This is a genomic window from Sphingomonas sp. SKA58 (assembly GCF_000153545.1).
Taxonomy (GTDB): Bacteria; Pseudomonadota; Alphaproteobacteria; order Sphingomonadales; family Sphingomonadaceae; genus Sphingobium; species Sphingobium soli.
This window is the reverse complement of sequence record NZ_CH959306.1, coordinates 1,118,875-1,131,463: the sequence shown is the minus strand read 5'-3', so window position 1 is coordinate 1,131,463 and position 12,589 is coordinate 1,118,875. Positions and strand designations below refer to the sequence as shown.

Annotated in this window: 7 protein-coding genes and 1 pseudogene; all 8 read right to left on the bottom strand. The window is 62.5% G+C overall.

From position 1 onward, the window contains the following. Nucleotides 1–51: 51 nt before the first annotated feature. Nucleotides 52–819 (bottom strand): annotated as a pseudogene (locus SKA58_RS06040) (IS256 family transposase); the annotation flags it as partial. Between the two features lie 241 nt (nucleotides 820–1,060). Then, entirely contained in the window at nucleotides 1,061–2,290 is a 1,230-nt protein-coding gene (locus SKA58_RS06035; protein ID WP_037542184.1) for an SGNH/GDSL hydrolase family protein, read from the bottom strand. A 19-nt stretch (nucleotides 2,291–2,309) separates the two neighbouring features. Next, nucleotides 2,310–3,806 (bottom strand): mannitol dehydrogenase family protein, encoded by a 1,497-nt coding sequence (locus tag SKA58_RS06030; protein WP_009821496.1) that lies wholly within the window; start codon nucleotides 3,804–3,806, stop codon nucleotides 2,310–2,312. Beyond that, complete coding sequence (gene uxaC / locus SKA58_RS06025) at nucleotides 3,803–5,215, bottom strand: glucuronate isomerase (RefSeq protein ID WP_009821495.1); 1,413 nt, start codon at nucleotides 5,213–5,215, stop codon at nucleotides 3,803–3,805. The genes SKA58_RS06030 and uxaC overlap by 4 nt, the downstream gene beginning before the upstream one ends. Beyond that, the gene (locus SKA58_RS06020; RefSeq protein ID WP_009821494.1) at nucleotides 5,212–6,501 is read right to left on the bottom strand and encodes an MFS transporter; all 1,290 of its coding nucleotides are present in this window, start codon (nucleotides 6,499–6,501) and stop codon (nucleotides 5,212–5,214) included. The genes uxaC and SKA58_RS06020 overlap by 4 nt, the downstream gene beginning before the upstream one ends. 87 nt (nucleotides 6,502–6,588) lie before the next feature. Further along, nucleotides 6,589–7,800, bottom strand: a complete 1,212-nt coding sequence (manD, locus tag SKA58_RS06015; RefSeq protein ID WP_009821493.1) for a D-mannonate dehydratase ManD — start codon at nucleotides 7,798–7,800, stop codon at nucleotides 6,589–6,591. Nucleotides 7,801–7,814: 14 nt separating this feature from the next. Further along, on the bottom strand, nucleotides 7,815–10,190 hold the full coding sequence (locus tag SKA58_RS06010; protein WP_009821492.1) for a glycoside hydrolase family 3 N-terminal domain-containing protein: 2,376 nt from the start codon (nucleotides 10,188–10,190) through the stop codon (nucleotides 7,815–7,817). Continuing rightward, nucleotides 10,187–12,511 carry a glycoside hydrolase family 3 N-terminal domain-containing protein gene (locus SKA58_RS06005; RefSeq protein WP_009821491.1) on the bottom strand — a complete coding sequence of 775 codons (2,325 nt, stop codon included), beginning with the start codon at nucleotides 12,509–12,511 and terminating at the stop codon, nucleotides 10,187–10,189. The genes SKA58_RS06010 and SKA58_RS06005 overlap by 4 nt, the downstream gene beginning before the upstream one ends. Nucleotides 12,512–12,589: the final 78 nt, after the last annotated feature.

Genomic DNA, 12,589 nt, shown 5'->3' with positions numbered 1-12,589 from the left:
CGGGTCACTTCTCGATGGAAAACCCGGGTCACTTCTCAGTGGAAATCAACACGCATTGCGCATCCAATGAATCCGACAGCGTTGCTGGGTTGCGTGGAAAACCTTGCTGGCAGCGGCGCGTAGGCCCTTGTGATCGTCTGCAATGACAAGCTTGACGCCCCGGAGCCCGCGATCGGCAAGAGAGCGCAAGAAGCCCTTCCAGAAGGTTTCGGCCTCGGTTGGCCCGGTGTCGACGCCCAGTATCTCGCGGCGGCCATCGTTGCTGACACCGACAGCTATTATCGTCGCGGTCGACACAATCCGGCCACCCTGGCGCGATTTGATGTAGGTCGCATCGAGCCACAGATAAGGGAATTCGCCCTCGATTGGCCTGTTGAGGAAAGCGTTAACCCGTTCGTCAATCTCTTGGATCAGTCGGCTGACGGCGCTCTTGGAGATGCCCGTAGCGCCCATGGCCTTCACGAGATTATCGACCGATCGCGTCGAAATGCCCTGGACATAGGCTTCCTGGATCACCGCCGTCAGCGCCTTCTCGGCAGTCCGACGGGGTTCAAGGAAGGATGGGAAATACGATCCCTTGCGTAGCCGCGGGATCTCCAGTTCGATGTGGCCGGCCCTGGTCTCCCAGGAACGCTCTCGATAGCCGTTGCGCTGGACCTGTCGCCCGGCAGGGTCGCGAGCGCCATGCGCGGCGCCAGTCAGCACCTGCACTTCAGCTTCCATCATTCGCTCAGCGGCAAATGCCAACATCTCGCGAACGAGATCCGCATCAGCGCCCTTTTCAACCAGCTCAATAAGGGCCATTCTGTCTGTGGTCATCGTCGTCTCCGATAGGTTCATTGGTTTCGCAACCCGAACTCTACCGAAGATTGGCGATGGCCGCCTAGACAGAAGCCATGCCACCGTTGGGGCATGAAGCTCCGGTCGCTACGCTCCCTCCGCTTCACGCCCCAACGGTGACGCTGTTACACCACTTAACGGGACACGGCCCTTTGTGTCAGCTGACAGGCTGGATATGACGGATTGCCACAAGAATGCTCAAGACTGCTCCACAACGCGATCAGTCGAACAGGTTGAGCGGTATCGCGTCCCCCATGGCTCGATAACCGGCGGGCGATGGATGCAGCGCATCGCCATCGTCATAGGCCGGTAGTAATCGCTCCGGCTTGGCCGGATCCCGCATCACCCGGTCGAAATCGACCACTGCATCGAAATGCCCGGGCGTCCTGATCCATGCATTGACCGCCTGCCTGTCGGCTTCGTTGTCGCGGTTTGCGTGGTAATAACCATTGCCGACGAACGGCATGATCGTTCCGCCGATCACCTTGATGCCCTTGGCGTGGGCGCGCGCGATGATCTGGCGATAGGCGCCGATGATCCGTGCGACATGCGCGTCATGCTCCGCCTGACTGACCGGAGCCTCAAGCGTAAGCGTTCCCAGGTCATTGATTCCTTCCAGTACGATCAGATGCGTAACCCCCGGTTGCGCCAGCACGTCACGGTCCAGCCGCGCCAGCGCGTTGGGGCCAAGCCCGTCATTGAGCAGTCGGTTGCCGCCAATCCCCTGATTGACGATGGCGATGCCGGGCCGCTGCGGATCCGCCTGGAGCCGCTTCGCCAGCACATCCGTCCAGCGGTCATTACCGTTCGTCGTCGATCCCTTGCCATCGGTGATCGAGTCGCCAAGCGCCACGATCAGCCGGGACGGCGCGCAGCGTTCGACCTCCAGCGCCGCAAGATTGAACCAGTGATCGAAATGCGCCGCGCCCACCATTGTCGCATCGCTCAAATGATCGCCCGGCATATGCCAGGATGTGGCGCGCGAGCCGGGATGCGATGTCTGTTCCGGATCACCATCATAGTGGAGCGAGATCGCGATCGTCTCCAGCGCCTTGGCAGGCATATCGACCGGATCAGACAAATAGTCCGCACCGGCCGGGATGATCACCGCAGCCCGCCCGTCAAACCGCAGTGGCATCGATGTTGCGGCATCGATAGTCGGCGATCCCGAAGATTGCGCACGGGCGATGCTGGCACCGGCGATCTGCAAGGGCCTGGTCCCGGCAACATTGGAAAACCGCACCCGGATCCGGTTCCCATCCACCGATGGCCGTACGATCTGACGCAAGGTCTGGTCCCGCAATGTGCCCGACGGCAATTCCGCGTCGCCGGTTGGGCGGAATTGCGAGGATGCCCAGGCAGAAACCCAGCCAGCCGAACAGTCCCTGGCGTGCGCGATCGGAGTCGCCGACAGTGCGAGCGGCAGGAGAAGGGCGGACCAACGGTTCATCTTCAACCTTTCAAAACCATCATGAAACGACGACCGGAGCCGCATCTTTCTCACTCCGCAATTTTGCCAGAGCAGCGCGCGCGCCATGGGTTTCCAGGACGCTCAACCACTTCATCAACGTCTCTCTCCACGCAGCATGCTCGGCCAGCTTCGGCGGTACGATCGCGCCCAGCGCAAGGATGGCGTCGACCCGCCCGCGACTATCGCTTGCGCCGGACAGCGCCTCAGCGATGGGACGGGCCAGCGGATCATCCACGACATGCCCTGCGCCTTGATCGTCGACACCCGCCTGCCAGCGAATCCAGGCGGCGACCGCCAGCGACAGGGCGTCGACACCCTGTCCCTCTTCCAACCTGGCCGCGATCGGCGCCAGCAGCCGCTGCGGCAACTTCTGGCTGCCGTCCATGGCGATCTGTCGCGTTCGATGTCGCAACGTCGGATTGTCAAAGCGCGCCATCAGGTCGCGACGATACGCCGCGACATCCAGTTCGGGCGGCGGCGTCAGGGTTGCTTCCGCCTCATCCCACAAAGCCTCGACGAAGGCGCGCGCCTCAGGCAACGTCAGCACTTCGTGAACATGATCGATACCAGCAAGCCCGCCTAGATAAGCAATGCCGCTATGCGCCCCGTTCAAAAGGCGCAGCTTCGCCTCTTCCCAGGGCGCGACCGCGGCTGTCACCTGCACGCCGGCCCCAAATGTCGGGCGCGGACCGCAAAACCAGTCTTGTATCACCCATTGCAAAAAGGGTTCGGTCTTGACCATTGCCTGGTCTTCCACACCCAGACGCCTGCCAAGTGCGGCAACATCGTCCGCCGTCGTCGCTGGCACGATCCTGTCCACCATCGTTTCGGGGAACGCGCCTTCCGCTGCGATCCAGTCCGCCAGCGCAGGGTCATGCCTCCGCGCCAGGTCCAGGACCGCCCCGCGCAGCCGCTGCCCATTATGCGGCAAATTGTCGCAACTGATCGCGGTAAAGGGCGTGAGCCCTTCCTTCTTGCGCCGCGCCAGGGCCGCAACCAAATAGCCCGGCGCGGTCTGCGGAGCCTTCAAGGACACTAAATCAGCCGCGACCTGGGCATCCCCCTCAATCAAGCCTCCTGTGGCTGGATCGAGCTTGTAGCCCTTCTCCGTCACGGTCAGCGTGACGATATGGGTATCCGGCGCTGCCAGCGCCGCCAGCAACGCTTCGGGGTCCTCTGGCGCGACGATTACCTGGCGGACTGCGCCGATGACCTGCGCCCGATCCGCCGAACCGTCGCGCACCAGCACGGTGTAGAGGCCGTCCTGCGGGGCCATCTGGTCCCGCACGGCGGGCGAACGCAGAGATGCCGCGATGATGCCCCAGCGCAAATCACCGGCATTGAGCGCCTCTTCGAAAATGGCCGCCTGATGCGCGCGATGAAACGCGCCGATGCCCAGATGGACGACGCCCGCCCGCACCGCCGCGCGGTCATAGGAAGGACGCCGGACATCATGTGGCAGGGATTTCAGATGATGCCGAGACAGTCGCGTCACAGCTTATACGCCTGCTTCGCCAGATCATAGGCCAGCGCGCGCGCAAGCTCGAATGCCTCATCCTCTTCCAGACGATGTTCGGCGACCAGTTGAGCCAGCCAACCGCAATCCATCCGCCGCGCAACGTCATGCCTCGCCGGGATCGACAGAAAAGCGCGCGTGTCGTCATTGAACCCGACGCTATTGTAGAATCCGGCGGTTTCGGTCATCCGTTCGCGAAAGCGGCGCATGCCTTCGGGGCTGTCGTGGAACCACCAGGGCGGCCCCAGACGCAAGGCGGGATAATGACCCGCCAGCGGCGCTAGTTCGCGCGAGTAGACGTCCTCGTCCAATGTGAAGAGAATGAGGGTGAGGCGCGGATCATTGCCATAAAGGTCCAGCAAAGGCTTCAGGGAGGTCACGAACTCGCCGGCAGTCGGAATGTCCGCGCCCTTGTCCTTGCCGAACCGCGCGCGCACTGCGTCATTATGGTTCCGATGCACGCCGGGATGCAATTGCATCACCATGCCGTCTTCGGTCGACATGCGCGCCATCTCAACCAGCATATGTCCCCGGAACAGCTCGGCATCCCGGGCGCTCACTGGCCCACTGACCACTTTGGCGAACAAAGCTTCGGCCTCCTGCTGTGGCAGGTTGACAGTGAAGGCGCTCGGATGGCCGTGGTCGGTCGACGTCGCACCCGCCGCGCGGAAATCGGCGCGTCTTTTTTCGTGCGCGCGCAGATAGCCTGCATAGCCGACATCCTCTCCCGCCATCGCGCAAAAGCGCTGCACATTGTCGATGAACCTGGGATCGTCGGGATCGAGCACCGGATCGGGACGGTAGGCGGTCACGACCTTGCCGTTCCAGCCCGACTCCCGGATCACGCGATGATGATCGAGCGAGTCAAGCGGCCCCTCGGTCGTTGCAATCACCTCGATATTATAGCGCTCGAACAGCGCGCGCGGCCGGAAGGCATCGGTCGCAAGGGCGGCATCTATCACGTCATAATAATGATCGGCCGTCGCCGCCTCCAGACGAACATCTATGCCAAAGGCCTCAGCGAAAACCCAGTCGAGCCACAACCGCGACGGCGTTCCGCGAAACAGGTGATAGCGTTCGGCAAAGCGTCGCCAGATCGCCCGCGGATCGTTTGCTGTGGGGCTGCCATCCATGGTGGCTATGCCCAGATCCTCCAGCGGGACGCCCTGGCTGTACAGCATGCGAAACACATAATGGTCCGGTATGATCAGCAATTCGGCCGGATTGGCGAAGGGCCGGTCATAGGCAAACCATCGTGGGTCCGTGTGGCCGTGCGGGCTGATGATCGGCAGGTCCTTGACCGACCCATAAAGCCGCCTTGCGATGTCCCGCGTCGCCGGATCGGACGGAAACAGGCGGTCGGGATGCAGACGCAAAATTTTGGTCAAGCTGAAGCTCCTTGGCCAGGCGTGACATCGGTGACAACGACCTGATAACGCGGGATTATGATATGGATGGTCAAAAGGGCGACCAGATAGGCGCAGGATGCGACCAGGAAGATCGGGCCGTAGCTGCCAACCGTTTCCAGGATGATGCCCGCAAATTTTGCCATCAGCATGCCGCCGATCGCACCGGCCAGCCCGCCTAGACCGACCACGGACCCCGCCATCCAGCGAGGGAAAACGTCCCCCGGCAGGGCATAGAGATTGGCCGAAAACCCTTGATGCCCTGCGCAGGCGAGGCCGATCAATCCCACCGCGACCCACATGCTGGGCGCCTGTGCGGCAAAGGCGATCGGTACGGCGCAAAGCGCGGCGAGGAACATTGCCGCCTTGCGCGAGCGATTGACGCTCCAGCCCCGACCCATGAACCGCGAGGACGCCCAACCGCCCGCCACCGATCCGACATCCGCCAGTAGGTAGACGGCGATCAAGGGTGGACCGAAGTCCAGCATCTTGACGCCATATTGCTTGTTGAAGAAGTCAGGCAGCCAGAAAAGAAAGGTCCACCAGACCGGGTCGATCAGAAAACGCCCCGTCATATAGGCCCAGGTTTGCCGGTGCCGGAACAGGGTCACCCATTTGACCGGCCGCTGTTCCTCGACAGGGTCGGTTTCGATCCAGGCCAGTTCCTCTGCCGTTAGCCCCTTCTTCTCGCGCGGTCGGCGATAAAAGCCGAGCCATGCCGCCAGCCAGATAACCGTGAGCAATCCTGTCAGAATGAAGGCCCACCGCCAACCCAGCGTCACCGCGATGACCGGCACCACAAGCGGTGTCAGGATCGCGCCGACATTGGACCCCGCGTTGAAGATGCCGATGGCCAGCGCCCGCTCCTTCTTCGGGAACCACTCGTTGGTCGCGGCAATAGCGGCGGGAAAGGTGCCCGCTTCGCCGATCGCCAGCGGAATGCGTGCCAGCAACATACCCGCCGTTGAAGTAAAGAAGATGTGCGCGACATGTCCGATGGTCCAGAGCGAGACCGCAAGCGCATAACCAGCGCGCGCGCCTATGCGATCGATGAGGCGCCCGAACGCCACATAGGCGATGCCGTAGCCCGCCTGAAACCAGATGGCGAGATCGGCATACCCGCTCTCACTCCAGCCGTAACGGGCCTGTAGATCGGGCTTCAGCGTCGGCAGAACCAGCCGGTCGATATAGCTCAGGACCACCGCCGCGAAGAGCAGCGCGCAAACGATCCAGCGGACTTTCCCTGATGGCTTGGGCATGGTGGCCATCTCACTCTCCTCAGGCGGCGCGATAATCGTAAGAGCGAAGGGTGCTGGCGGCGTGCAGGCGGCCCGCCCCCAACCAGCCTTGGTGGATCACCAATTGAACATGGTCCCGTCCTCCAGCCGGTTCACCGGCAGAAACGCGCGCTTATATTCGTATCCTGCCGCCAGATCCTCGTCGATATCGACGCCCAGGCCCGGCTGGTCGCCCGGATGCATCATGCCGTCTGCGAACGTGTAGGCATGGGGGAAGACCGCGTCAGTTTCCGGCATATGGCGCATATATTCCTGGATGCCGAAATTGGGCACGCTGAGGTCGAAATGCAGGGCGGCGGCCATGCACACCGGCGACAGGTCGGTCGCGCCATGACAGCCGGTGCGGATCTGATACAGGTCGGCCAGCGCTGCAATGCGCCGCAAGTGCGTGATGCCGCCGGCATGGACTACCGTCGCGCGAATATAGTCGATCAGCTGATTCTGGATCAGGTCCTTGGCGTCCCAGATCGAATTGAAGATCTCGCCTACCGCAAGCGGCGCCGTGGTATGCTGGCGGATCAGACGGAACGCTTCCTGATTTTCGGCAGGCGTCGCATCCTCCAGCCAGAAGGGGCGATAGGGTTCCAGGTCCTGGCCCAGCCGTCCCGCCTCGATCGGCGTCAGGCGGTGATGGATGTCGTGCAGCAGGTGCACGTCCCATCCCAAAGACTCGCGCGCCGCCTTGAACAATTCGGGCACGATCCGCAGATATTTTGACGTGTTCCAGATATTCTCGGTCGGCAGGTCCGCGTCGGCTGGCTCGTAGAAATATTTGTCCTTGCTGACGCCATAAGTGCTGGCCATGCCCGGTACGCCGCATTGCAGGCGGATCGCCTTATAGCCTTGTGCCTGATAATCCAAGGCGACCTTGACGGTGTCCTCGATCGTGGTGCCGTTGGCATGGCCATAGACCATCACGCCCTCGCGGCTCGCCCCGCCCAGCAATTGATAAACCGGCAGCCCGGCAATCTTGCCCTTGATGTCCCATAGCGCCATATCGACCGCCGCGATCGCGGTCATGGTGACAGGGCCCCGCCGCCAATAGGCGCCCTTGTAGAGATATTGCCACAGATCCTCGATCCGATGCGCATCGCGGCCGATCAGGCAGGGAATGACATGATCCGTCAGATAGCTGGCGACCGCCAGTTCGCGACCGTTCAGCGTTGCGTCGCCAAGGCCATAGACGCCCTCATCGGTCATGATCTTGAGCGTGACGAAATTGCGGCCAGGACATGTGATGATGACCTTGGCATCGATGATCTTGGGCATGAGGGCAGTCCTGTTCAGATGATTTCGAGCGTGACGGCTTGGAGGGTTTCGCTGTCCGGCCCGACCATGATGTCGAAAAGGCCCGGTTCGACCACTTCCTCCATATCGAGATTCCAGAGCGAAAAGGCGTCTGGGCCAAGGAGGATACGCACCGTCCTGGTTTCGCCGGGAGCCAGGGTAACGCGCTCAAAGCCCTTCAATTCCTTGATCGGGCGGGTGACGCTCGCCGTCTGGTCGCGGACATAGATCTGAACGATCTCGTCGCCCTGTCGATCGCCGACATTGCGCACATCGACCTCAACCGCGACACTCCCCCCCGTGCCGATCCTCTCGGAGGAAAGCCTTGGCGTCCCAATATCAAAGCGGGTGTAGCTAAGGCCAAATCCGAATGGGAAAAGCGGCGATATATCCTCGAACACATAGCCCCGCCGCGCGCTTGGCTTGCGGTTGTAGAAAATGGGCACCTGTCCCGCATCGCGCGCCACCGTGACGGGCAGCTTCGCTCCGGGATTGACGTCCCCGAACAGAATATCTGCCATGGCGGTGCCGCCCTCCTGCCCCGGATACCAGCATTCCAGCAAGGCATTGCAGCCATCCACGACTGCCGGGTAGCTTGGCGGGCGGCCGTTGATCGCGCAGACGATCACGGGTTTGCCGGTAGCCTTCATTGCGGCGAACAAGTCATTCTGCTCGCCCACCAGGTCCAGGCTCGTGCGATCACCCAGATGGTTTTTCGCAAACCCTTCACGGCTTGTCTGTTCGGTGTCGCCGATCGCCAGGATGATGACATCCGCACCCGTCGCGACCTCGACCGCCTCGGCGATCAACGCACGATTTTTCTCCGGATCTGCCAGCAGCACCTCGTCCACGGACCGGTCTTCGCTTTGCGTGATGAACACGCCTTGCGCATGCACCACCTCTGCCTTTCCAGCGAGCTTGGCTCTGACGCCATCCAGCAGAGACACCGTTTGCCGCGGGATGGAAGAATAGCCGCCCAGACGTGCAATGGCCGCATTCGGCCCGATGACGGCAACGCGCCGATGCGCTCCGGCGGTCAGCGGCAATGTCCCGTCATTCTTCAGGAGGGCAATGGACCGATGCGCGGCTTTCAGCGCCAGTGCCCGCGCTTCTGTGTTGCCGGTCAATGTGTCCCAGTCCCGTCGCGGCCAGGGATTTTCAAACAGGCCTGCGCGGACCTTGAGCGTCAACATGCGCCGTGCGGCAAGATCGACGGCCTCAAGCGGCACTTTACCGCTGCGAACCTGCTCGACCAAGGTGCGAAAACCGATGCCGTCGGGCAATTCACAATCGACGCCTGCGCGCAACGCCGCTCTCGCCGCTGCTTCCAGATCAGGCTGGACATGATGAATGGTGTCGAGTTCCGGCACGGCGCCATAGTCGCTCACCACCGCCCCGTCGAAATGCCACTCGCCGCGCAATATGTCGCCCAACAACCATCCGTTCTGGTGCGAGGGCACACCGTCTATCTCGTTATAGCTGGGCATCACCGCGGCAATGCCGGTGCGCTTCACCACCGCGCGGAAAGGCGGGAAGAAATTTTCCCGCAACTCGCGCTGGCTGATCGGCGCCGGCGCGATATTCTCGCCGCTCTGCGGCTGGCCATGGCCCGTCATATGCTTGAGCGTTGCCATCACCTTGTCAGGGCCGATCTGCTTGCTTTCGCCTTGCAGGCCCAGCACCGCCGCCACGCCCATTTCGCCGCACAGATAAGGATCCTCGCCAAACGTCTCCTCGATCCGCCCCCAGCGCGGATCGCGGGCAATGTCCACCACCGGCGACAGTGCCAGATGGACGCCGCGCGCCCGGACTTCACGCGCAATCACGGCCTGAACCTCGCGCATCAGGTCCCGGTCGAAGCTGCCCGCCATGCCGATGGCCATGGGGAACATGGTGGCGTCGGTCGCCATATAGCCATGCAGCGATTCTTCATGAAACAGCACCGGAATGCCCAGGCGGGTTTTCTCGATCGCCCATCTCTGCACGGCTTCGATGAAGTCGACCGTGTCCCGGGGCGTGCGCCAGCGCGCGCCGACACCCCCAGCCTGCGTCGATCCGTTCGGCGCGCCCCGTCGGTCAGACGGTCGCGTGATCTGGCCGAAACTGGCGGGATAGGCTTCACTTGCCTTGGTCGGGGAGAAGGTCAGATCGTCCATCACTTCAGCCTTCGTGGCCCAAAGCGCGATGATCTGGCCGACCTTTTCCTCCAGCGTCATCCGGCTCAAAAGATCGCTTACGCGCAGGTCTACCGGCGCACCCGCATCCTTATAGAGCGGCCCCCTCTTTTTGGCCGCAGCTGCGGGGACGGCCGCAAGCAGGGATGTGGACGCCATCAGCCCCAGTGCCTGCCGGCGTGCGAAACCGGCGCTCATGGCGTCACCGTCAGGGTGGTGGACTGCAAGGCGACCGAACTGTTTCCGGTCATGATCTCGAACTCGCCCGGTTCGACCACTCGGTGCATCTTGTCGTTCCACATCTGAAGGCTCTCGGGCGTGATGGTGAAGCGCACCGTGCGCACCTCTCCGGGTTTGAGGGACACACGCTCAAATCCCTTCAATTCCTTGATGGGTCGCGTGACGGAACTTACCTTGTCATGGATATAGAGCTGGACGACCTCGTCGCCGTCGCGCGCGCCATCGTTGCGGACATCGACGGTCACGCTGGTGGTTCCGCCCGGCCCGATGCTGGACTGCGCGAGACGCGGCGGGGACAAGGTGAAGTTCGTATAGCTAAGGCCAAAGCCAAAGGGATAAAGCGGCGCATTCGTGTCGAACAGATAGCCGCGGCCCGCGCTTGGCTTCACATTGTAGAAGGCCGGCAATTGCCCGACCGAACGCGGCACTGTGACCGGCAACTTGCCGCCCGGATTGACGTCGCCAAACAATATGTCGGCGACCGCATGGCCGCCCTGCTCGCCCAGATACCAGCCCTCCAGCAGGGCATTGGCTTCTTCGCTGACCTTGACCGTGGAAGCGGGCCGACCGTTGATGAGCACGACAGTGATTGGCTTGCCCAGCGTCTTAAGGGCGTCGAACAGTTCCTGCTGCTCCCCGACCAAATCCAGACTGGGCCGGTCGCCCAGATGATTGGCGGCCCAGCCCTCCCGGCTCGATTGCTCCGTATCGCCCAGCGTCAGCACGATGCGATCCACATTCCGGGCAGCCTCCACCGCCTGCGCAATCAAGCGACGATTCTCCGCCGGGTCGGCCTTGTCCACCTTGTCCGCCCACCAGTCGTCATCTTGTGTGATCTTTACGCCCTGCGCAAAGACGATGCGTACGCGATCGCCAACCCTGGCCTTGATGCCGTCCAGAATGGAAACGACATGCGGCGGCTGCCCGTAATAGCCGCCCAGCCGCGCCACCGCCGCGCTCGGCCCGATGACCGCGATCGACCCTTCCACCTTCAAAGGCAGCATGCCGTCATTCTTCAGCAATGTGATCGACCGCTGCGCCGCGGTGCGGGCTAGCGCGCGCGCCTCCGCGTCATTGGTAAGCGCTACTGCCTGCGCCGCGTCTGCATAGGGATGCTCGAACAGGCCAGCGCGGAACTTCAATTCCAGCATGCGCCGCACGGCCTTGTCGACTTGCGCCTCGCTGACCTTGCCCGCGCGGACCTGATCGCCGAGCGTGGCATAGGACAATCCTTCAGGCAGGTCCGCGTCCACCCCCGCGTCCAGAGCCCGCCGCGCGGCCTCATCCAGACTGCCCGCGACATGGTGGATGTTCATCAACTGATCGACACCCGAATAATCGGACACAACCGCGCCACGAAAGCCCCATTCCCCGCGCAGCACATCGTCCAGCAGCCAGCGGTTCATGTGGCTTGGCACGCCATCAATCTCATTATAGCTGGCCATCACCGCGTTGATGCCGGTGCGCTTCACCACTTGCTCGAACGGTGGAAAGAAATTTTCGCGCAGTTCGCGTTCCGAAATCGGGGCAGGCCCGACATTGGTGCCGCTCTCCGGCTGGCCATGGCCGGTGAGATGCTTGAGGGTCGCGAATACCTTGCCGGGGCGCAAGTCATGCGACCGACCCTCGCCCTGTAACCCCTCCACCGCCGCGACTCCCATTTCGCCGACCAGATAGGGGTCCTCGCCATAGGTTTCCTCGATCCGCCCCCAGCGTGGGTCGCGCGCGATGTCGACCACGGGCGACAGCACCATCGGTACGCCCCGCACGCGGATTTCGCGCGCGATCACGCTGTTCACCTGCTGCACCAGATGCGGGTCCCAGGACGACGCGAGCGCGATCGATTGCGGGAAGCTGGTAGCGCCCACCGCCGCGTAACCATGCAAACCTTCTTCATGGAACAGGATCGGAATGCCCAGGCGGGTCTGCGTCATCGCCCATTTTTGCAAGGCGTTGACCAGCGCAACGGTCTGGCGAGGGTCGCGGCCCCGGGCAACGCGTGGACTGACCGCGCCTTTGGCGTCGGACGGCCGCGTGAAATGACCCAAACCATTGGGATAGCGCGCCGCGAGCCTTGCAGGATCGAGCTGCAAATGATCGTCGAAAATCTGGGTCTTGCTTTCCCACACAGTGGTGATTTGGGCGATCTTCTCGTCCAGCGACATACGCCCGATCAAGTCGTCGATCCGCGCCTCGACCGGTGCGGACGCATCCTTGTAGAGCGGCCGCTGATCCTGCGCCGCGCGCACGGATTCCATCGGTGCGAACGTTGACGCCATCCCGATCGCCAGCAAGGATGCAGCCCCCAAAATCTTGCAGCTACCGATCACCTGGCCCCTCTCCCCTTTTTCCGCTCG